22 protein-coding genes are annotated in these 22839 nt (G+C 33.8%); 12 read left to right on the top strand and 10 right to left on the bottom strand.

Going from position 1 to position 22839, the window contains the following annotated elements:
- Nucleotides 1-16 precede the first annotated feature (16 nt).
- Nucleotides 17-1678 (bottom strand): ABC transporter ATP-binding protein, encoded by a 1662-nt coding sequence (locus M2373_RS10160; RefSeq protein WP_259110303.1) that lies wholly within the window; start codon nt 1676-1678, stop codon nt 17-19.
- A 91-nt stretch (nt 1679-1769) separates the two neighbouring features.
- On the opposite strand from M2373_RS10160, the gene M2373_RS10155 reads away from it, so the two are divergent.
- The 5 genes from M2373_RS10155 (at nt 1770) to M2373_RS10135 (ending at nt 6141) form a co-directional block, all read left to right on the top strand.
- Nucleotides 1770-2675 (top strand): transcription antitermination factor NusB, encoded by a 906-nt coding sequence (locus M2373_RS10155; RefSeq protein WP_259110301.1) that lies wholly within the window; start codon nt 1770-1772, stop codon nt 2673-2675.
- Nucleotide 2676: 1 nt separating this feature from the next.
- Nucleotides 2677-3192, top strand: coding sequence for a DUF1573 domain-containing protein (locus M2373_RS10150; RefSeq protein ID WP_259110298.1), 516 nt, complete (start codon nt 2677-2679; stop codon nt 3190-3192).
- A gap of 9 nt (nt 3193-3201) precedes the next feature.
- Complete coding sequence (gene yajC / locus M2373_RS10145) at nt 3202-3570, top strand: preprotein translocase subunit YajC (protein ID WP_259110296.1); 369 nt, start codon at nt 3202-3204, stop codon at nt 3568-3570.
- A 270-nt stretch (nt 3571-3840) separates the two neighbouring features.
- Nucleotides 3841-4572 carry an SDR family NAD(P)-dependent oxidoreductase gene (locus tag M2373_RS10140; RefSeq protein ID WP_259110293.1) on the top strand — a complete coding sequence of 244 codons (732 nt, stop codon included), beginning with the start codon at nt 3841-3843 and terminating at the stop codon, nt 4570-4572.
- Nucleotides 4573-4614: 42 nt separating this feature from the next.
- Complete coding sequence (locus tag M2373_RS10135) at nt 4615-6141, top strand: T9SS type A sorting domain-containing protein (RefSeq protein WP_259110291.1); 1527 nt, start codon at nt 4615-4617, stop codon at nt 6139-6141.
- Nucleotides 6142-6172: 31 nt separating this feature from the next.
- Here the strand turns inward: M2373_RS10135 and ligD are convergent, their stop codons facing one another.
- The 3 genes from ligD to M2373_RS10120 form a co-directional block, all read right to left on the bottom strand.
- Nucleotides 6173-8029: a DNA ligase D gene (ligD, locus tag M2373_RS10130; protein ID WP_259110287.1), complete on the bottom strand. Its 1857-nt coding sequence runs from the start codon at nt 8027-8029 to the stop codon at nt 6173-6175.
- 77 nt (nt 8030-8106) lie between these two features.
- Nucleotides 8107-8709 (bottom strand): DNA polymerase ligase N-terminal domain-containing protein, encoded by a 603-nt coding sequence (locus M2373_RS10125; protein ID WP_259110284.1) that lies wholly within the window; start codon nt 8707-8709, stop codon nt 8107-8109.
- Entirely contained in the window at nt 8709-9494 is a 786-nt protein-coding gene (locus M2373_RS10120) for a Ku protein (protein WP_259110282.1), read from the bottom strand. The genes M2373_RS10125 and M2373_RS10120 overlap by 1 nt, the downstream gene beginning before the upstream one ends.
- Nucleotides 9495-9671: 177 nt before the next feature.
- On the opposite strand from M2373_RS10120, the gene M2373_RS10115 reads away from it, so the two are divergent.
- Nucleotides 9672-10442, top strand: coding sequence for a hypothetical protein (locus M2373_RS10115; RefSeq protein ID WP_259110280.1), 771 nt, complete (start codon nt 9672-9674; stop codon nt 10440-10442).
- A gap of 324 nt (nt 10443-10766) precedes the next feature.
- Entirely contained in the window at nt 10767-12077 is a 1311-nt protein-coding gene (locus tag M2373_RS10110; RefSeq protein ID WP_259110278.1) for a hypothetical protein, read from the top strand.
- 88 nt (nt 12078-12165) lie between these two features.
- Here M2373_RS10110 and M2373_RS10105 read toward each other — a convergent pair whose 3' ends face one another.
- The 4 genes from M2373_RS10105 to M2373_RS10090 all read right to left on the bottom strand — a co-directional run bounded on the left by M2373_RS10105 (nt 12166) and on the right by M2373_RS10090 (nt 15671).
- Nucleotides 12166-12783 carry a hypothetical protein gene (locus tag M2373_RS10105; protein WP_259110276.1) on the bottom strand — a complete coding sequence of 206 codons (618 nt, stop codon included), beginning with the start codon at nt 12781-12783 and terminating at the stop codon, nt 12166-12168.
- Entirely contained in the window at nt 12780-13307 is a 528-nt protein-coding gene (locus M2373_RS10100) for a hypothetical protein (protein ID WP_259110274.1), read from the bottom strand. The genes M2373_RS10105 and M2373_RS10100 overlap by 4 nt, the downstream gene beginning before the upstream one ends.
- A 32-nt stretch (nt 13308-13339) precedes the next feature.
- Entirely contained in the window at nt 13340-15094 is a 1755-nt protein-coding gene (aspS, locus tag M2373_RS10095) for an aspartate--tRNA ligase (protein ID WP_259110272.1), read from the bottom strand.
- Nucleotides 15095-15233: 139 nt separating this feature from the next.
- A complete protein-coding gene (locus tag M2373_RS10090) occupies nt 15234-15671 on the bottom strand; it encodes an ankyrin repeat domain-containing protein (RefSeq protein ID WP_259110270.1) in 438 nt (145 codons plus the stop codon).
- Between the two features lie 110 nt (nt 15672-15781).
- Here M2373_RS10090 and M2373_RS10085 point away from each other — a divergent pair, with 110 nt between their 5' ends.
- Together M2373_RS10085 and M2373_RS10080 are read left to right on the top strand one after the other, a co-directional pair.
- Nucleotides 15782-17176, top strand: coding sequence for an MATE family efflux transporter (locus M2373_RS10085; protein ID WP_259110268.1), 1395 nt, complete (start codon nt 15782-15784; stop codon nt 17174-17176).
- A 186-nt stretch (nt 17177-17362) separates the two neighbouring features.
- Nucleotides 17363-17479, top strand: a complete 117-nt coding sequence (locus M2373_RS10080; protein ID WP_259110266.1) for a 30S ribosomal protein THX — start codon at nt 17363-17365, stop codon at nt 17477-17479.
- Nucleotides 17480-17544: 65 nt separating this feature from the next.
- Here M2373_RS10080 and M2373_RS10075 read toward each other — a convergent pair whose 3' ends face one another.
- The gene (locus M2373_RS10075) at nt 17545-18204 is read right to left on the bottom strand and encodes a DUF937 domain-containing protein (protein ID WP_259110264.1); all 660 of its coding nucleotides are present in this window, start codon (nt 18202-18204) and stop codon (nt 17545-17547) included.
- A 121-nt stretch (nt 18205-18325) separates the two neighbouring features.
- Entirely contained in the window at nt 18326-18835 is a 510-nt protein-coding gene (locus M2373_RS10070) for a DUF2480 family protein (protein WP_259110262.1), read from the bottom strand.
- Between the two features lie 167 nt (nt 18836-19002).
- On the opposite strand from M2373_RS10070, the gene lpxB reads away from it, so the two are divergent.
- The 3 genes from lpxB (at nt 19003) to M2373_RS10055 (ending at nt 22830) form a co-directional block, all read left to right on the top strand.
- The gene (gene lpxB, locus M2373_RS10065) at nt 19003-20106 is read left to right on the top strand and encodes a lipid-A-disaccharide synthase (protein WP_259110259.1); all 1104 of its coding nucleotides are present in this window, start codon (nt 19003-19005) and stop codon (nt 20104-20106) included.
- A gap of 147 nt (nt 20107-20253) precedes the next feature.
- Nucleotides 20254-22023 (top strand): ComEC/Rec2 family competence protein, encoded by a 1770-nt coding sequence (locus M2373_RS10060; RefSeq protein ID WP_259110257.1) that lies wholly within the window; start codon nt 20254-20256, stop codon nt 22021-22023.
- Between the two features lie 144 nt (nt 22024-22167).
- Nucleotides 22168-22830 carry a succinate dehydrogenase cytochrome b subunit gene (locus M2373_RS10055; protein WP_259110254.1) on the top strand — a complete coding sequence of 221 codons (663 nt, stop codon included), beginning with the start codon at nt 22168-22170 and terminating at the stop codon, nt 22828-22830.
- The last annotated feature ends 9 nt before the right edge of the window (nt 22831-22839 follow it).

The following is a 22839-nucleotide window of genomic DNA, read 5'->3' as shown; positions in this document are numbered from 1 at the left end:
TTTGTGAACAAATGAGCTATGCAGTTACAGAATTGGTAATTTCGGTAAGATTAATAATTTTATCTGCCCTTTGAGCGCTAGACTCTCTGTGTGTGATAATTATAGAGGTCGCATTATGAATTTTTGTATCGATATTTTCAAGAATATTCTGTTCGGTTTCAGTGTCCAAAGCAGACAGAGAATCATCGAAAATAATGATTTTTGGGTCTTTAATTAAGGCTCTGGCGATACAGATTCTTTGCTTTTGACCACCCGAAAGCATTACTCCACGTTCACCAACGAGTGTTTTATACTGTTCTTTAAACTCTACGATATTTTTATCCACATCAGCAATTTTAGCATATTCGACTACTTTTTCGTGAGTAGGATTGTCAATGGCAAAACCAATATTATTTTCAATTGAATCTGAGAACAGATAGCTTTCCTGCGGTATATATCCGATGAAATTTCGGTAATTTTCCAAATTATGCTCTTTAAGATTCTTACCATCAATTAAGATTTCACCTTCGGTAGGATCAATTAACCGGCAAAGAAGCAGGGCTACAGTCGATTTTCCGCTTCCTGTTTTCCCCATAATGGCCATAGATTCACCTGCCTTTAAGGTAAAGCTTAAATTATCTAAAGCTTTGATTCCGGTATTTGGATAGACGTAAGATACATTTCTGAACTCAATATCTCCTTTAATAGGATATTTTTCAAAATTTTTATTGAAGATCTCAGACTGCTTATCCATAAACTCATTAATTCTCTGCATGGAAGCTTCGGCTCTTTGGTTGACAGAAGTTACCCAGCCGACCATAGAAAACGGCCAGATCAGGATATTGATATACATGAAAAAATCAGCAATTTTCCCGACACTTAATTCTCCGGCAATATATTTTTGTCCGCCAATTAAAATGACAGCAACGTTTAATAATCCGATTACGAATAAAATAATAGTAAAGAAGTATGCTTCAGTTTTTGCTAAATCTAAAGCTTTGTCCTGATAGTCGGTAACTTTAATACCATAATTTTTTTTGATATATTTTTCCTTTGCGAAAAATTTCACTACCCGTATGCCTGAAAAACTATCCTGTACAAAAGTTGAAATGGCAGACTGGCTTTTCTGCATGATCTTCGACTTTTTATTAATAATCGAACTTACTTTAAATATGATGTATGATAAAATAGGTAGCGGTAATAAAGTCCAGACCGTCATGGAAGCATCTGTTTTCACCATATAAATACTGGTGATTAAAAGAAGAACAACTAAGTTTACCACATACATGACACCTGGTCCCAGATACATTCTTACGGCCACAACATCTTCACTTAATCTGTTCATTAAATCTCCGATAGTTGTCTGCTTATAATCTGTTAAAGATAAATCCTGATAATGTCTGTAGATTTTATTTTTAAGCTCGTATTCAATTCTTCTTGAGGCTACGATAATCGTCTGTCTCATCATAAACGTGAAAAACCCTGTCAGAAGGGAACATCCGACAATAATGGCCACATAGATTAATACCTGTTTATTGAATCCGAGGTTTCCTCCTTTCGTAAGTTCGTCCACCGATTTTCCTACAAACTGAACTTTATAAATATTAAAGAAATTGCTGGCGATAATGAATAATAACCCCCAAAACAATAATATTTTGTGCTTCCAGAAGTAAGGGTTCAGAGTTTTTAAAGCTTTCATAAAGTTTTGCAAAATTACAAAAATAGAAGGAGACTAAGAATTTCATCAATTTTAAATTTTGTATCTTTGCAGCCATAAAAAAGCTCTTTGAATGTTAGGAAGACGACAAATCCGTGAAAAAGTAGTACAAACTGTGTATTCTTACTACCAGAATCCTGTAAAGTTTGATGTTTTAGAGAAAAATCTATTCTCCGGGATAGAAAAAATCTATTATCTATACATCTATCAGCTTAATTTTTTGGTTGCACTAAAAGATTTAGCAGAAAATCAGATCGAAATAGGGAAAAACAAATACCTTAAGACCGATGCTGATATTAACCCTAACCAAAAATTCATCAACAACCAGGTTTTGCGTAAGCTGGAAGAAAATCCTGAAAGATTATTCTTCACAGGTCAGCACAAGCAATTGAAATGGGATCTGCATGATGATTTATTGGTGAAAACTTTCCAAAGAATTACTGCAGGAAAGCGCTATCAGGATTTCATGAAAGAAGATGGATATTCTTTTGAAGATGATCAAAAGTTTATCGGGAAACTATTTTTAAGATATATTGCTGAAAATGATGATTTTCATGAATATCTTGAAGATAAGGAATTGTCCTGGTATGATGATATTCATATTGCCAATTCAATGGTACAAAAGACTATCGGATTTTTGAAAGAAGATGAAGAAAGCAGAACTTTAATCAAAATGATTAAAGATGAAGAGGATAAAACATTTGCAGCCAAATTGTTGAGAGATACTTTGAATAATTGGGAAGCTAATGAGAAAAAACTTTCAGAAAGATTGGAAAACTGGGATTTGGAAAGAGTTTCGTTAATGGATAAAGTCATTTTATCTACTTCTATTACGGAGCTTGATAATTTTCCTTTCACCCCTTCAAGAGTTGTGATTAATGAATATATTGAGGTTGCAAAAGTATTTGCTACGGATAGATCTAATATCTTCATTAATGGAATTTTGGATAAATATTGTAAAGATCAAAATAGAATTTAACATGAAAAAGACGTTATCAATTATCGCTTTGTCTATCATAGGCCTTGGTTTAGTTTCTTGTAAAAAAGAAAATAAAGAAGCTGCAGGTGCAGAAGTTGCTAATATTACAGATTCTACAGCTGCTGCAACAAATTTAGCTCCTACTGATTCATCAGCTGCGTCAGCGACTACTGAAGCAAGTGCTGCTCCGGTTTCAAACCAGCCGACAACATCTATTGCATTATCAGAAAGCAATTTCGATTTTGGAAATATCAAAAAAGGAGACAAAGTAGAACACGTATATGAAGTTACCAATACAGGGACTAATCCTTTAGTAATTTCTGAAGTAAAACCTGGATGCGGATGTACTGCTCCTGATTTTACAAAAGACCCTATTTTACCAGGTAAGAAAGGAAAAATTACATTACATTTTGACTCTTCAAACTTTGACGGAAACGTAAGCAAGTATGCAGATGTTTTTGCTAATGTAGATAAAGCTCCTGTTAAATTAACATTCACTGCGAATATTCAACCATAATTTATGAATATGCTATCAATATTTTTACAGGCAGCTCCAGGAGGGGGATCGTCGTCTCCTATGATGCTTATCATGATGGGGGTGATGTTTGTAGGTTTTTATTTTTTAATGATAAGACCTCAGATGAAAAAGCAGAAGCAGGAAAAAAACTTTCAGGAGACTTTAAAAGTCGGAACCAGAGTTGTTCTTACTTCAGGTCTTCACGGGAGAATTGCTCAGATTCAGGATGATGGTTTTGTTATTGAAACATTATCCGGAAAGTTGAAATTCGAGAAAGCGGCTATTTCAAGAGAGTTTACAGAAGCTCGTTTTGGAGATAAAGCAAAAGCTGCCGAAAAAACAGAAGACAAAAAAGAAATCGAAACTGAAAAGAAATAATTTTTTAGTTTTAAAATATTACGTTTCGGCGCGGTGAGCAAAGCTCACCGCGCCGAACTTTTTTATGTCATTCTCAAGTAAAAATATACTATTATCGGGGATTGGAGGCTTCGACTTCGCTCAAACCGTATAGTGAATAAAAATGGCGGATCGTATTAGTATTTTCCAGGTTGAGAGGAGTCGAAACCTTTATAAATATTATCAGTGTCAATTAGTGAAAATATTTGTGAAATCTGTGTTTAAAAATTAAAATAAAATATCTTTGCTTTTATGAATCAAAACACAACTAAAACCGTTCTCCTTCTGGGTGCCAATTCCGATGTTGCCAAACAATGTATCAAACAATATATTCAAAATGGATTTTCTGTAATTGCGGCTTCTAGAAATACAAAATCATTAGATCATTTTGTTCAGGAAAATAATTTGAATTCAAAAGTTACGGTTTTATCTTTTGATTCGGTTGATTTTGATTCTCATCAGAAATTTTACAATGATCTTCCTGTAAAGCCTCATATTGTTGTTTACGCTGCTGGTTTTTTAGTGGATAATGAAAAAGCTTTGAGTGATTTTAAAGGAACTCAGCAAATGATGTTGGTAAACTATATGGGAGCTGTCTCCATTTTAAATATTATTGCGACAGATGTAAACAATAAAAATTTAGAAAGAATTATCGGATTATCTTCGCTTTCTGGAGTCCGCGGACGAAAAAGCAATTTTGTTTACGGAAGTACAAAAGCTGCTTTTACAACGTATTTAGCCGGATTAAGACAGGAATTGGTTTCAAGAAATATTAAAGTTAATGCTTTGGTAATCGGCTATATAAGAACAAAAATTAATGAAGGATTACAGCTGAATAAGTCATTAATTATGGAGCCGGCTTATGTTGCCAGACATATTGTCAATGCAGGAAATTCTTTTACGATTGTTCCGAATTTTAAGTGGAAAATCATTTATCTGATTTTGAAAGTGTTGCCGGAAAACTTAGTAGCCAAACTTCCCTAGAAAATTTTTAGAACTATATTTGCAATAAATAAAAAATATAATATGATGAAAAGATTTTTACTTTGCTTAATGACGTGTGCCACAGTATTAGTAGCTGCGCAAAATCAATTTTTAGACCCAACTTTTGGAACAAATGGAGTTGTTACCTACACTCCAAACAATACATACGGATTTGTATATGATGCAGGTGCTTTAACCTCTCAGCAAAAGATAATTGTAAGTGGTAGTTATACGAGTCCAAATACTCCTTCTAATTATAGAACAAATGTTGTACAGAGATTAAATGGCGATGGTTCAATAGATAATACTTTCAGTACATTAGTGATGCCGCCAAACAATATGCATCCCTATTCACAATTTACTAAAATGTGTATTCAATCAGATCAGAAGATCATACTCTGTGATTTGTTATTTAATAAAATAATACGTTTAAACGAAAATGGAATTTATGATACAGCATTTGGGAGTAATGGGAGTATTGATAAAAGTGTCCTTAACCAATTTTTTAGTACCAGAAATATATCTGCATTTAATGTAAAAAATATTGTATTAAGTAGCTCTAACAAACTTTTAATTTGTTTTTCTGCTTTAGAAAATCAAGAGGATAGAATTGGAGTTATCCGTTTAAATGAGAATGGTACATTTGATACATCTTTTGGTAATAATGGAGTTATTCTGGAAGAAGGTACTAATGGAGATGTGCTGCTTCAAAATGATAACAAATTAGTCATAGTGGGCCAGAAGCAATATGTTACTTTTATAAAGAAAAGGTATTCTGAAAATGGAGTATTAGATAATACATATAACAACTCATCCATTCCATACACACCTTTATCGGGATATGGAACTTATTTTATTACTTCAGTGGCAAGAAATAATATGGTCTATTTATATGGTTTTTCATCTAGTGCAACAAATCCGACACTTATTACTCTAATGAAGCTTGACCAAAATGGGGAATTAGATAGTGGTTTTGGAACTAATGGTATTGTCAATGAGCCTTATTATAATAACAATAATAATTATGTAATTGATAGTAATATTCTCTATCCTCAATTATTATTAGATGGAAATAATGATGTCTTTTTAGCTTGTAATGTAAGTCCGACTGCTTCTCCGGTAAATTATAATCATTTTGTGAAAAAATTTAAACCAAACGGGACTGTGGATCAAAATTTTGGAAATAATGGAGTGGTCGATATTGAATTGAACTACTCTGAGTATATAAGGTCTGCACTCGTTACAAATGATAATAAAATAATAACTTTTGGACATCATCAAAGTCCGAATAAAGGTATTATTACTAAAATTTTAAATAATAATAATGTTTTGGCTGTTAATAATATCAATAAAGAAGCGTTCAAGATTCATCCCAATCCGGTAGAGGACTTTATTAATATAAATACTTCAGGAAATAATAAATTTTTAAAAGCAGAAGTACTTGATTTAAGTGGACGAATAATATTGACAACGGAAATTAAAAATAATAAAATAGATGTTAAGAACTTACAAAAAGGGGTTTACTTCTTGAAAGTTGATGATATAACAACTAAAATTATAAAGAAATAAATAATAGAAAAGCGGGATTCTTCTCGCTTTTTTATTTGTTGTTTTCCAATAATTCCAATGTCTTCATCATATCAATTCCCTTTCCCAAAACAGGTTTAAACAGGTCTCCTTTTTCTTTAATTCTTTTCAGTGCATTATAAATATTAAAATCTGTGGGCTTCACACCAGACTTCAACTCATCCCATTCCAAAGGCATTGAGACAGAAACACCTTCTTTGGGACGCAAACTGTAAGCACTTGCCAATGTTTGTCCGGTTCGGTTTTGAAGATAATCGAGGTAGATTTTTTTATCATTTCGTTTTTGCAAGCTTCTTTCCAGTGTTGTTATTTTGGGTAAGTTTTCATTGACCTGCTTCATTAAAATATGGGCAAAATCTTTCACCTGCTCAAATTCATACTGTCCACCCATTGGGATGTATATATGAATTCCGGTACTTCCTGAAGTTTTACAGCAGCCTTTGATTTTTATAGATTTTAATACTTCATTTACCTGTAAAGCGGTTTCAATCACCTCATCAAAAGTATTTTTTTTTGAAGGATCAAGATCCAGTACCAGATAATCGGGATGCTCCAAATCAGGAAGGGAAGAATTCCATGGATTAAAATCAATACAGCCTAAATTATTCAGGTAGGCCAGCGTTGCTTTATCATTGCAGTAAATATAGTCGATGTATTTGTCATTAGACTCCGAATAAACCTGCGTCGTTTTTATCCAATCAGGAATGCTGTCTCCCGCATCTTTCTGATAAAAACCCTGTTCTTCAATTCCGTTAGGAAAACGGTTTAATGATAAAGGACGGTTTTTCAGATGAGGTAAAATATAACTTGCTACAGATTGATAATATTCTATAACATCACCTTTCGTAATACCATCTTTTGGAAAATAAATTTTATCCTGATTCGTTAGTTTTACTTTATGTTTATTCAGCGTAACTTCCTTTTCCTTTTCAGCAGATTTTGTGTTTTTCAGAGGTGTTTTAGCTTTCATTTCTCTAGGTTTTTCATTAATATCTTCAGGATCTTTATCTTCGCGAATTGCCATAAAAACAGGATGTCTGAAAATTCCGTCTTTTGTAATTTCAGAATATTTGATTTCGCAGACGAGTTCAGGCTTTGTCCATGTTACGGGCGTATTGGTTTTAGGAACAGTTTCAAAAGGTGAATTTTTTACAACTAATTTTTTCAATCTTTCATGAAGCTGATCGATTGATTCTTTATTAAATCCGGTTCCTGTATGACCTGCATAAATCAGTTTTCCATTACTGTACTTTCCCAAAATCAATGCACCAAAGCCTTCTCTTGAACCTCTGGGTTCTGTGAATCCACAAATAACAGCTTCTTCCGTGTTGGTGAATTTTATTTTCAGCCAATCTGAAGTTCTGTGGTTTTCAATATAAAGACTGTCTGCTTTTTTAGCAATCATTCCTTCCAGTTTCATTTTTTGCATTTGATTAAAAAACTCGGTCCCTTTTGCCTGAATATGATCGCAATATTTGATAACTTCAGTTTCTGTTAAGGCCTCTTTTAAAAGTTCTTTCCGTTGAATTAATGGCAATTCTTCTGTAGAATGCCCATTGAGCCATAATAAGTCAAAAACCTGATAAGTTAAAGCCAAATCGGGATTGTCACCAATCTGCTGTAACAATTGAAAATTAGGCTTTCCATTTTCATCATAGGCAACAATTTCTCCATCGAGAATCATTTTATGTTTTTGGTTTTTGAAATCCTGTGAAATTTTTTCAAATTTTGATAAAAAAGAAATTCCGTTTCGGGAATAGAAGAGAGGTTGTTTTTTGCTGAGATCGGCAACAGCTCGGTAACCGTCCCATTTTATCTCAAAGATCCATTCTTCATCATCGAATGCTTTTTCATAGGGCTTTGCAAGCATCGGTCTAATAAAATCTCTCAGCTTTTTTTCGTCACCTAAAGAATTAAACCGTTGAAATTTCGATTTAATTTCTGAAACTATGACTTCTTTTTGCTGCTTTTTAGGCTTTTTTTTTCCTCTAAAAATTGGGTAACCAAAGAATTTTTGGCTGTATTTTCTTCTGCATCATATTTTTCTTCAGCGAATGTGTCTTTATGTTTAATGAGAAGCCAGGCATTATTTTCAGCATTCTTCATTTTAACCAATGCGAATTCACCTTTCAGCTTTTTACCATGTAGAATAAATTTTAAGGAACCGGCTTTTAGTTCTTTCAGCAATTCTTTTTCATCGGATAATTTACTGGTTTCATCCAAAGGCTCATAGGTTCCGCTATCCCAAATTTCAACTTGTCCCGCTCCGTAATTTCCTTCGGGGATATTTCCTTCGAAATCCTTATAATCATATGGGTGGTCCTCTACCATCATGGCCAGACGTTTGTCATTTGGATTTAATGAAGGTCCTTTCGGTACAGCCCAGCTTTTCAAAACACCCTCCATCTCTAATCTGAAATCATAATGAAGCCGCGATGCAGCATGTCTTTGGATGACAAAAATAAGTTTGTCTTTACTCTTTCTTGTTTTTCCTTTTGGTTCACTGGTTTCATCAAACCGGCGCTTTTCGTTATAATCTTTGAGAGCCATTATGATGCATTTTTGGATTTTGGACTTTGTAAACTGGCTTTTAATTGAGCCATCAGATCGATCACTTTACCCTGTTTTGCAGGTTCTGATTTTTTAAGTTTTATTGTTTTACCTTTTGCTTTTTTCTTTATAATCTTAAGCAATTCTTCAGAATAGGTATTTTTGTAAATATCAGGATCGAATTTCTCAGACAATTGCTGAATGAGATTCTTTGCCATTTTCAGCTCTGCAGGTTTCGGGGATTTTTTTGCAGGAATTTTTAAATCTTTATAATCTCTTATTTCCTGAGCAAATCGTAATCTGTTTAAAACTAAAATCTCATCATGATAAGGCCTTATCATCCCAATTGCTTCACTTTCCCGAAGAACAAACGTGCCCACACCCACCATTTTGGTGTCTGACAACGCTTTTAGTAAAAGTCTGTATGCATTTTCACCATTTTTCTGAGGCTCCAAAAAATAAGGATTTTCAAAATAAACACTGTCAACTTCTATTTCCTTTACAAAATGTTCGATAGACAATATTTTTGATTTTTCGGGACTTGCAGCTTCGTAATCTTCTTCATCGAGAACGATGTATTTATCATCCATGAGATAGCCCTTAACGATATTTTCCCATTTGACTTCTTTACCAGTTTTTTCGTTGACCCTTTTGAATTTAATATTCGAAAAATCGGATTTGTCGAGCATATCCAAATCCAATTTGCTGGTTTCTGTGGCGGAATAAATTTTTACGGGAATATTGACTAAACCAAAGCCAATGGCACCGTTCCAAATTGCTTTCATTGTCTTACGTTTTGATAAGAACTTGCAATCATTGTGCCGATTGAAAAATATTTATTAAATGTGGTATTTATGATTAATATTAAAAATAAACACCGAAAAATGATGAAAATATATCAAACAAAGTCATAGCCGGATAAACTTATTATTTGTAATTTGTGCCAAAATAAATATAACTCAATGAAGACAGTTTTTACTTTTTTGTTTATACTTGGAATAAACATCTTTTTATCTGCACAGAAGGTAGATTACAAAAATAATATCATCGCGGTAGATGGTAATAAAATAGGGAAAGTTGAAGTTCAGAAACAAAATTTAGGTCTTACCAAAAATTTCAATCTTTATTCGATGGAAGGAGAAAAACTGATCATCGCTGTTTTGAGCACCGAATTCGAAGGAGACAGAAATGATAATACGACCATGTATTACCGTTTTACTTTCTTACCGACAAATCAGGTTGGAATTTTTAAGTTATCCACATTAGGGATGGAAAAAGGATTCGTTAATTTAATTGGTAAAGGAGGAATTATTGATGGAAATACCTTGAACGCGAATAAAGTAACGGAATTGATTGCTTCAAAAGGAGTATCTCCAAGAACGGCTGTTAATTATACATTGGTTGCCCGTAATAAAAACTGGCCGGTTGAATTGAAGCAGGACAGATCTATTGAACAGGGGGAAACGATAGGTTTCTTTAACTATACAGGAAGTATGGGTGGTCAGGATACGTATGAATTTTTCGTTCCGGATGGTGTCATGGTTGCTAAAGTAAGTTTTGCAGGAGGAAATAATGCGCAGAATTTTGAATTATTTACAGCCCGTGACAGTGTCCGAAAAGTAGTTCAGATTCCGCAGAAAGATAAAATAGGTTCTGTTTCTTCCAGCATAGATCCCAATTTGCTTACGCTGAAAAGAATTACCGCTTGGTTGGTACAGAATAATTATTTGTAGAATAAATTTAAATATAGGAAGCGGAGATTTTTCTCCGCTTTTTTTATGTCCTTACCTTATGATTGTTGATAAATTTTGAAATAAAATGTTTTTATGTGGATAAAAAGGAAGTCCATTATTTTTATATGAATTTTAACTTACTGAATATTAAATGTATATTACTAAAAATAAGTTTAGATGAGTATTCGTGAGAAAACAGGTATAATTTATTTTTAGTATTAAGATAATGTTAAAAGATTTTTAGGGAATTTTTTTCATTTAACGGTTTTATAATTAAACAGGTATGCATATCAGATATCTGTAAAAATTAAAAATCTAAAAACCATGAAAAAATTAATTTTAATTGCCTTTACAACTTTATTGTTTTCATCTTGTCATCAGAATGATTGGGTAGCAGATTCACCTTCATCGTCTGAATTGTCTAAAAGAGAATCTCATTGTGGAGAGTATTTAACGGCTTCTATGTCCCTTGTAACGACTGTAAGTGGCCAGATTACATCGAATACAACATGGAGTGGTGTTATTGAGCTTGATGGGGTCGTAACAGTGAAGGACGGAGCTACATTAACTATCCTGCCGGGAACTTTTATCAAAGGGAAGCCTAATTTTAATAATGACCCGAAAGGCGTATTGGTTATTGCAAAGACAGGTAGAATCAATGCAGCAGGTACGGAAAATCAACCTATTATTTTTACCAGCTATGCTTTGTTGGACGGCAATGAAGATACCTGGGCTACTTCAGGAGATTTTGGCGGTGTGGTGATATTGGGCGATGCTCCTGTTAATCAAGATGCAGGGATGCCAATAGAAGGATTATCCGGTCCTGATTATTATTTTGGAGGCAACAATCCTGGACACAACGCTGGAACTCTGAAATATGTACGGATTGAACATGCAGGATATGATCTTGTAGGCGGGAATTCAGGAAATGAAATCAATGGACTTACTTTAGGAGGTGTAGGATTTGGAACTACGTTGAATCATATTCAGGTTTCTTATGCTTTAGACGATTCATTTGAGTTTTTTGGAGGAACTGTCAATGCATCCAATTTGATTTCTTTCGCTCCTACTGATGATAATTTTGATTTCGACCGTGGATATACAGGAACTATCAATTGTGCACTGGCACTGGCGGATCATAATTCTGATCACAGTATGAACAACGGCTTTGTTTCAGATACTAACGGTATCGAGATTGATAATAATGCAGGAGGAACTGTGACTTCACTGATCACTAAACCGACTATTAATAACTTAACCATAATAGGATCTGGTACCAATATAACTTCTACTTGGGGATCTGTCTATGAGAATGGGATTCATATCAGAAGGAATGGAAAATTGATTTTAAATGATGCTGTCATTACAGGATATCCGACAGGTATTCGAGTAGAAGGAACAGGGTCTGAGTTATCTTCTTTAAACTATAATTCTATTAAAGTTCACGGATTTACAACGTCTGTTATAGGATTTGGGACTTCAGGAATTCCTATCTCTAATTTAATTGTTTCATCAGTTGCGACATCATTTGGTATGGTTCAGCCGTTCTATAATTCCGGAGCCTGGAATGTATCACCTAGAAATTGTGGAGATTTTCAGGGAGTATGGACAAAATATGACTGTTATGTAGAATAATAAAAGTTTTATAATACTGATGGGTATTTTTGTAATGCCTATCAGTATATTCAACAGCCTTATTTATCTAGTATTTTGATTTGTAAGATTAAATTATTTCAGATTTATCATTCAGCTCAAAATCAATCAAAAACTCCAGATCAAGATAATAATTTGTAGCAATATATTTATCAAAATACACTTTTGTAGAGTTTTGCTGTTGAAAAATTTCCTTTACTTTAAATTGATCAATATTTGTAAATGCTGTGAGTGCGGGTAAAGATTTATCATAATATTTAATAGTGATTTTAGTTTTTACAAATTCAATATCACTTTTATGATAAAAAATATTAGCATAATCATTTTGATTTTTGCCTACACCAAAAACATAATTTTCTATCATGGCATCAGTCAGATCTATATTCTCAAAGATCTTATACCGTTTTATATCCTGAACAACAATATTTTTATTGAAATTTTCGAGAGGAAATCCTTTTTCGCTTTCAATAACCGATCGAATATAAAGATAAATGGGAGCGACAATCAGAATTCCAATCACAAAATAACCACCCTTAAAATCAAGGCTGTCTTTGTCTTTTGAATAACCAATTCCATAAAAAAGTATAAACAGTCCGGTATACCAAAGGATGCCTATTGGGATTTGCCAGGTTTTCCATTTTTCACTTTTCAGGATTGGAAAATTTTCCCTATCTTCTGATTTACTCATTTTATTGTATCTTTTTGAAGATAATCAAATTTAGATGTTCTTATATCACCAATGTCGGTATCCATATCATATTTTTTGGAAATAATGATATATCTGTTTTTTTCATAACAGTGCCTGATTATTTCAACAGGAATACTTTCATTATGTTCAAAATTAATAACTCCCGTAAAATGGTCACATCTGTAACGACCTTCTGTGTCTTGAAAGTTATTGAAAATACCTTTCAAATCATCCTGACTGAAAAATATACCATTAACTTCAGCAGAAATAATTTTATTGTTCTGTAAACTGTTTTTGAAATCGGATTTTATAAGTTGTTTTCCGCCTGAAAAGCAAGTAAGACTAATTGTAATTAAAGCTCCTGCAACATAAAAGTTCTTTGAGAGTTTATCTGAAACTTTTTCTTTTACGATAGGAGGATAGTAAAGCATTTTCTTTGCGAAAGCTATTAACAAAAATATAGCTCCGATTACGGCAGAAATATATCCAAAGGCAGAAAGTATCGAGATAAGTGTACTCATCATAAAAAAGCGGAGAAAAAATCTCCGCTTCTAATTTATGCTTTTAAATTCAATTGTAATTCCAATTCATCGAGCTGCTCATCAGCAATAGCTGCAGGCGCATCGATCATCACATCACGTCCTGAATTATTCTTAGGGAATGCGATATAATCTCTGATCACCTCATTGCCGTCCAAAATAGCTACCAAACGGTCAAATCCGAATGCTAAACCTCCATGAGGCGGTGCTCCGTATTTGAAAGCGTTCATTAAGAATCCGAACTGCGCTTCAGCCTCTTCTTTTGAGAATCCTAAAAGATCAAACATTCTTGACTGTAATTCTTTATCGAAGATTCTGATAGAACCTCCACCGATTTCGTTTCCGTTCAATACCATATCGTAAGCGTTAGCTCTTGCTTTTCCGGGATCAGTTTCCAATAAGTGGATATCTTCCGGTTTTGGAGAGGTGAAAGGGTGGTGCATTGCATGGTAACGTCCGCTTTCTTCGTCAAATTCCAATAATGGGAAGTCAACTACCCAAAGCGGAGCAAATACATCTCCTTTTCTTAATCCCAAACGGTTTCCAAGCTCCATTCTCAGCGCAGAAAGTTGAGTTCTTACTTTGTGTTCGTTTCCGGAAAGAATTAGCATTAAATCGCCTTCTTTCGCTCCGAATTTCTCGATAATTTTTGCTAAATCTTCTTCGTTGTAGAATTTATTTACAGAAGAAGTTTTTACACCATCATTCTGGAATTTTGCCCAAACCATTCCTGAAGCTCCGATCTGTGGTCTTTTTACCCAGTCAACAAGCTCATCGATCTGCTTTCTTGTATAATCTGCACATCCTTCAACATTGATTCCGACAACCAATTCAGCCTCATCAAATATTTTGAAATCTTTTCCTTTTACCAATTCGTTCAATTCCACGAATTCCATTCCGAAACGGATATCCGGTTTGTCGTTTCCGTATTTCTGCATCGCATCTGCGAAAGTCATTCTTGGAAATGCTCCGAATTCCTGACCTGTAATATCTTTAATCAAAGTTTTCGTCATTCCTTCAAAAACATTCATGACGTCTTCCTGCTCTACGAAAGCCATTTCACAGTCGATTTGTGTAAATTCAGGCTGTCTGTCTGCTCTTAAATCCTCATCACGGAAACATTTCACAATCTGGAAATATTTATCCATTCCGCCTACCATCAGCAACTGCTTAAAGGTCTGTGGAGACTGTGGCAATGCATAAAACTGTCCCGGATTCATTCTGCTTGGTACCACGAAGTCTCTCGCTCCTTCCGGAGTAGATTTAATTAAAACCGGAGTTTCAACCTCGATAAATCCTTCGTCTGAAAGATAATTTCTAACCTTTTGCGCCATTTTGTGACGGAAGATCAGTTTATCTCTCACCGGAGCTCTTCTGATATCCAGATAACGGTATTTCATTCTTAATTCTTCACCACCATCCGTTTCATCTTCAATGGTGAAAGGCGGAAGCTGAGATTCATTAAGAACTTCTAATTTTTCAACTAAAATTTCAATTTCTCCAGTCGGAATATTAGGGTTTTTGCTTACTCTTTCAATGACACGTCCCGTAACCTGAATTACAAATTCACGTCCCAGTTTTTTTGCATTTTCCATCAATTCCGCTGTAGAACGGTCCTGATCGAAAACCAACTGAGTAATTCCGTAACGATCTCGAAGATCTATCCAAATCATAAATCCTTTATCACGGATAGTTTGTACCCATCCTGACAGTGTAACTTCTTCATTAAGATTTTTTAGAGATAATTCTCCGTTTGTGTGCGATCGAAACATAATTATTTGTTTAAAGTTCAATGTTGAAGGCCCAAAGTTTTAAGCCTTTAATTTTCGTTTGCAAAGATAAGATTTTTGAAGGTTTTAGAAACAAAAAAACTCCCTTTCGGAAGTTTTTAAATTGTATTTGAATATTTTCTTATTTTAAAACCGATGTTAGGGCTTCTTGTTTGTATTTTACCGCAAAGTCTTTTGCCGTTTCCCCTTTTTCATTTTTCAGATTTTTACTGGCTCCTTTTTTTAGAAGTGTTTTAGCCAGATCAGCTTTTCCATATCTTCCGGCGATCATTAATGGACTTTGTCCGCCACAAATTTTATTAACTTCTGCATTGTTGTTCAGTAAATAGTTGAAAATGTTTTTTCGATCATATTTTACACTTAAATTTAATAAGCTGAATGAGTTTTCTTTTACCGCAAAACATTTATTAAAATCATCTTTCGAAAAATTCTTTTTAAAGGCTTCAACATTATCTGTTTGAAAGGCTTGCATTTGTTCTTTTGAAATTTCCTGCGCCAATAACAGATTAGCAAAAATTGAAATACCAAAGATTAAAATTGTAGATACTGTTTTTTTCATGACCTATTTTTAATGAATATACAAAACTAAAGTAAATTTTTGATTCAACCTGCTAAGTTTTAATAAGATTTGAATTTGTACTTTTGAAACGATGAGAAAATTTATTTAAAATGAAGAAATATCTGGATTTTATAAAGAAAGCGTTAAGTGGAGAGCATGTTGATTATACCAAAGTAAGCATAAGAAATGCTGTTCTTTTGCTTGCAATTCCCATGATGCTGGAAATGGCAATGGAATCTGTCTTTGCTTTGGTAGATCTTTATTTTGTGGGACACTTAAAAGAAAGCGGCTATGCCATACAAACTGTTGGGCTGACTGAATCTGTACTTTCTATCATGTATTCCATTGCCATAGGAATGAGCATGGCAGCGACGGCATTGGTTGCCAGAAGGGTGGGTGAAAAAAATCCTGAAAAAGCTTCAAAAAGTGCTGCACAGGTGATATTGGTTTCTTTTGCAGTGACTTTTATTCTGAGTATAATCGGCGTGGTATATGCTGAGGAAATTTTAATTCTCATGGGTTCAAAACCTGAAGCTGCCGCTTTTGGGAAAGATTTTACAAGAATTATGATGGGAAGCAGTGTGATTATTATGCTGTTGTTTTTAATCAACGGAATCTTCAGAGGCGCAGGAAATGCCGCCATTGCTATGAAAAGTCTGTGGATTGCCAATATTGCCAACATTATTCTTTGCCCTTTGCTAATAAAAGGTTTCGGACCTATTCCTGCAATGGGATTGACGGGAGCAGCTCTTGCGACAACAATTGGAAGAAGTATCGGAGTTTTATACCAGTTATATTATTTATTGGTTGCCGACTCGCAAATCAGAATTAAGCAGAAATATTTCACTCCGGATTTTAAAATGATAAAATCAATCGTAAAAATTGCCACTCCGGGAATTTTTCAATTTGTCATTGCATCCTGCAGTTGGATTTTTTTGGCACAGCTTGTGGCGACAACGGGTGGTGAAAATGCTTCGGCGGGTTATCAGACGGCTCTCCGTTTAATGATGTTTTTTATGCTTCCGGCCTGGGGATTAAGTAATGCCGCTTCCACATTGGTGGGACAAAATATGGGAGCGAATGAAATGTTGCGTGCGGAGCAGTCTGTGATGAAAACAGTGAAGTATAATGTTATTTTTATGCTTACGGTAAGCCTTATATTTTTCTTTTTAGGAGATTTTCTTGTAAGTTTTTTTACACAGGAGGTTGAGATTAAAAGCTTTGCTAAAAATGCTTTACACATCATGAGTGTAGGTTTTATTTTCTACGGGATCGGAATGGTGATGATCAATGCGTTTAATGGAGCTGGAGATACATGGACGCCGACTTGGGTTAATCTTATCGGGTTCTGGCTTTTTCAGATTCCGTTGGCTTATTTTCTTTCCAAACATTTTGAAATGGGACCGAAAGGTGTTTTTATATCAATTCCGGCAGCAGAAACTTTTATTACGATTGTTGCCTTTATTTTGTTTAGAAAAGGAAAGTGGAAAACAGTGAAGGTTTAAAGGCTGGAAGTTTGAAGATGGAGGCTTGAAGTTTTTAAACCTAAGAAAATTTGCGGTGTAATGATAAACCTCCAGCCTCCATCTTCAAACTCCAAGCCAATTTTTATAATTATTTTAACACCTAAATTACCTTAATTTTAAACTGGATTTTCTAAATTCGTATTAAATCAACTAAAATTTATTACTATGGGAAAAGGAGATAAAAAATCCAGAAGAGGAAAAATCAACAATGGAAGTTATGGTAAAAGAAGACCTAAGAAAGCTTCAAAATCTTACGCAGCTTCAGAAGAAAAAGCAAAGTAATTAGCACAGAAATAAAAAAGACCAAAGAGATAATCTTTGGTCTTTTTTGATATTACAAAATTAAATTATTTTCCAAAAAATCCTCCAAGGATATCTCCCAATCCGCCTCCGCCTTGTTTCTTCTCCTGACTGTTGTTACCTCCAAGAACACTTCCTAAAATGTCATTCAACGGATTTCCTGAAGATTGAGATCCACTATCGCCGAGAACACTGCCTAAAATGTCATTCAGAGGATTTGACTGCTGCGTCTGAGCCTGATTAGAAGCGTTTCCAAGAATTCCTCCCAATAGATCTCCTAAACCTCCTGCACCAACATTGTTCTGTTGTTTTTCTTTGCCAATATAACCCATAATTACAGGCGCTAACATGGCAAGAATAGGTCCTATCTTATCGATAGAAATACCTGAAGTTAATGATAACTGGTTTTCTACAGTTTGTTTATCATTTCCGAAAATATGATTTATAATAGAACCTCCTTCAGCTTCCCTTGATTCCGCCTGGGAAACATCATCTAAAATACTTCCGTCATGGTCTTTGTCTAAAGCGTTATTTAATGCTTCTGCTTCCTTAGTGTCCTGAGATTTATTTCTGAGATAAGAAATAATGAGCGGAGCGGCAACAGCTAATAATGCCAGGATTTGATTTCTGCTGATCCCAAATTTATTTTCAGCCTTTTCAGCAACCTGATTTCCGGTATTTCCTGTAAGTAGGTCGATTAAACTCATAATTTTGTGTTTATTTAATTGTTAAGCAAACCAAAGTTATCAAAAAATATTCCTGAATAATTTTTTTTAACAAAAATTACTGTTAAAGTTTAATGTTTTCTGTAAAGTATTGATTTTTAGCTTAATTTTTTAAAATCGGGACATTGGAGCAAGCTTCTCCAAACATTAATGACTTTACAATCGGTTGCAGTTGTTCTACTAGCTCGATATAAGCATTTTCAGGAATTTCTTTATCAGAACAGCCTTTTACCAAGACTCTTTTACCTCTCATTTCTTCAAAATCATACGTCTGAACGGCATTATGCATTAAAAGAACTTCAAGGTCTTCACGATTTCCGAAAACTACTTTTTTAGTTACTCCTGTGAGCTGTGCTGTTATTAAAAAGTAAGCCCAAAGCGGAACGATTGCATCTGCAGAATTGTAAATATAAACATAAGCCCCCTGGTATTCTTCAGTGTTGATCGCTGCTACTTTTTCGCGGAAATCTTTTTCTTTTAAAATCATTTCCATGAAAAGAAAATCTTTAAGATCTATCCCTTTTCTTGGACCTTTAGGAACGAGATCGGTAAGATCAAAATTGATTAAACCGCTTTCTGCAACTTTATTTCGGATTTCAAATTCTTCTGACATTTTTATCATTATCTTTGAACAAATTTACAAATTAAGATCTTACAAAGGTTTAATTTGTTCTCTATTCCTATCATAGAAACCTCCCATAATTCAAAATAATCTCATGGAATGAATGTGAAAAAGGAGTTTTTGGGTAGCTATAAAAATAATAAGACATTTCATAAAAAATGAAGTATTACATTATCGCAGGTGAAGCTTCCGGAGATTTGCACGGAAGTAATTTGATAAAAGCTTTAAAACAAAAAGATTCCCAGGCAGAATTTCGTTTTTGGGGTGGCGATCTGATGGCTGCACAGGGTGGAACATTGGTGAAGCACTACAAAGATCTCGCTTTCATGGGGTTTTTGGAAGTGGCAAAAAATCTGCGGACGATCCTGAATAATATTAAGTTTTGCAAAGAGGATATAAAAAACCATCGACCAGATGTTTTAATTCTTGTTGATTATCCCGGATTTAATTTACGTATTGCAAAGTTTGCAAAAGAGCTTGAAATAAAAGTGGTGTATTATATTTCGCCCCAGCTCTGGGCCTGGAAAGAAGGCAGGGTCGAGATCATCAAAAAATACGTGGATGAGATGATGGTTATTCTTCCTTTTGAAGAAGATTTTTATAAAAAACATGGAGTGCATTCTCATTTTGTAGGACATCCGTTATTGGATGCGATCTCCAATCTGAAAGATATCAGTACAGAAGATTTTAAATCAGAAAATGGTTTAAACGAAAAAGAAATTATTGCGCTTTTACCGGGTTCCAGAAAACAGGAAGTGGAAAAGATGCTGGAAATTATGCTTTCCGTAAGACCTTATTTTAAAGAATATCAGTTTGTCATTGCCGGAGCTCCGAGTCTTCCAAAAGAATTTTATCAAAAATATGTGGACGAAAACGTGCATTTTGTCTCAAACCGAACGTATGATTTATTAAGATGTTCAAAGGCAGCATTGGTAACTTCAGGAACAGCTACTTTGGAAACTGCTTTATTAAATATTCCGGAAGTGGTCTGCTACCGGGGAAGTAAAATTTCTTACGCTATTGCAAAAAGGTTGGTTAAAAATATTAATTATATTTCTTTGGTTAATTTGATTATGGATCGTGAAGTGGTAAAAGAACTGATTCAGAATGATCTCAATACAAAGAATCTTGTAGATGAACTGAAGAAAGTGATAGAGGGGGGAAAAAGAGCTCAGATATTAAATGATTACGAGCTTTTACGAGAGAAACTTGGCGGAAGCGGGGCAAGTGATCATGCCGCTGAGGTTATTTTAAAGGTTTAAAATATTGAATTATTTATATAAATCGTAGAAGTTTTTTCTGCGATTTTTCTTTTATATCATGAATGTTGTCCTGTTTTGAAAATTCTGAAATTTTGATGTGCAAATATTCGCCTCAATAAATATTTTTGAATAACACAACTCATTCGATTGAATAAACAACCACTTCTCATTCTCGTTATCTGCTTTATCTTTGGGATTTTCTTTCAGGATTGGTTTGATCTGGATGAAAATATTAACTTTCTGATGGCGGCTATATGCGTCATTATTTTAATTTCTTTTTCTTTAAAGTCATATTTCCTATTTAGAAGCAGACCTTATTTGTTGGGGGGTCTATTTTTTTTGATGGGTATTTTTATTCACCATCAAAATACTTTTTCACCACAGAAATTCTTGCTTTCTAAAAATGAAAATATAGAGTTTAAAATTTCCAAAAAACTAAATACAAATGAAAGAAATAAAAAATATGAGGCATTGGGACAGGCTGGAAAGGAGCAGTTTAATGCTGTGTTGTACATTCCAAAAGATCATGATGAGTTAGATTTTAAACATTATTACAAAGCCAATGCTTACATTACAAAACCTAAACCGCCACAATATAATTTTCAGTTTGACTATTCAAAATATTTAAATAGAAAAAAAATTGAATACCAATGTTATATTAATGATGGGGTTTCTTTTGCAGTAAGAAATGATCTGAGCTTAAGTGAAAAATTTTCTCAAAGAAGACTGAATGTTCTGCAAAATATTAACAAGTCCGGGATATCTTCTAAAACACAGGAGTTTCTGAAAGGAATTATTCTTGCCGATCGTACGGAAATAGATTCACAGACAGTGCTGGATTTTAACAGGTCCGGATTGGTGCATTTTCTTGCTATTTCGGGGACGCATATTGTTGTTATTTACGGATTGCTTTATTTTTTGCTAATTAGATTTTTACCTTTAAAATTCAGAAAATATGCAATTGTTTTAAGCTTGCTTTTTATCTGGTTATTTGCAATATTTATAGGGTTTGGAAATTCGGTTGTCCGATCTTGTATTATGCTGAGTGTATATTTTATTTACATGCTGTTGCAGAGAAAACCGGATTTATTACATTCTTTGGCCCTCTCGGCTTTTATTATTTTGATTGTTGATACTCAGCAGATTTTTGATGTTGGTTTTCAGTTAAGTTTCCTGGCTGTTTTAGGGATTTTCTGGTTGAATCAGCCTATTTTAAAATATTTTCCAAAACAGGATCATTGGTTTAAAAAATTGATTTTTAATACCGTCTCTATTTCTGTTTCTGCACAATTAGCCACGCTACCGTTAGTATTATACTATTTTCATCAGTTTTCATTCATTTCTATTGTTGCCAATCTTGTCATTGTTCCTTTTTCTGAAGTAATTATCATTTTTTCTTTTTTGATGACGATATTAATTGCTTTTAAACTTGATTTTAGCTACGTTAATATGGTCTATGATTTTGTAATTCAGGTGCTTTTGAAAATTATTCATTGGTTTTCTGATTTTGATGCATTGTTTTTTGAGAATATTTCAATAAACCTTATTGAGGTTCTGCTTCTGTTTTTAATAATTTATCTGCTGAGGTTTACCATTATTAAATTTAATGTTAAAAATTCTGCAAGATTGATAATGGTAATACTCGGCTTTTTTATCATGAGAATTGGTTTTGATTTTTATGAAAACCAAAAAACAGAAATTCTGGTTCACAACGGGCATAAAAGTAAAATATTTTCTGTGAAGAAAGGCAATAAGGTCTGTTTCTGGATTAATGAAAATTCTGATAAACAAAAAATTAAACAATTTATCATCAATCCGTATTGCGCATCGAGAAGAGTCAAACATGTTGAAATAAATACTTTTTCAAAATCAGCTCGAAAGGTTATTTATGATAGTAAAATTTATGATATAAATTAATTGTTATATTTTTTGTTTTTCCCTTATTTACAAAGCTGGGGGCTCTTATTTAGAAAGATTACAAACTGACTAATTGTGAGATTTCTCACTTTTTGATTTAGTTAACATTTCTTAATTTTGTGGGAAATTCAAATTTAAACTTATATGGCAGGTTTAACGAGTTCTACGATAGGTAGAAAATATGCTATGGCATTATCAGCTCTATTTTTGCTGGTTTTTCTTATACTGCATTTGACGACCAATTTGTTATCAGTTCTGAATAAGGATGCGTTCAATACGGCATCTGATTTTATGGGCTATAATCCTTTTGTGCAGTTCTTAATGCAGCCTATTCTTGGTTTTGCAGTTCTTTTTCATTTCATTATGGGATTTGTTCTGGAGATTAAGAATAATAAAGCGCGTCCTGTAAAGTACGCAGCAAACAACCCTTCTGTGAATTCATCATGGATGTCCAGAAATATGATTATTTCCGGAGCTGTTGTATTGGCTTTCTTAGCGCTTCACTTATATGATTTTTGGTTACACGAAATCAATTATAAGTATGTAGAAGGAATCGCTCCTGATGCAGAACGTTTTTGGCCTGAGCTTCACGAAAAGTTTGCTGACATCTGGAGAGTGGCTTTGTATGTAATTTCTTTTGTTTTATTAGGATTGCACTTAGCACACGGATTTCAGTCTTCTTTCCAGTCAATCGGGGCAAGACATCCTAAATACACTCCGGTAATTAAAGCTTTCGGGAAATGGTTTTCAATCATTGTTCCTGCGGGATTTATTTTTATTGCAATTTTTCACTTTGTAACTCAATAATATCAATAT

This window comes from Chryseobacterium sp. JUb7 (assembly GCF_024806495.1).
In the GTDB taxonomy this organism is placed as follows: domain Bacteria; phylum Bacteroidota; class Bacteroidia; order Flavobacteriales; family Weeksellaceae; genus Chryseobacterium.
This window is presented reverse-complemented; position numbering and strand designations above follow the sequence as displayed.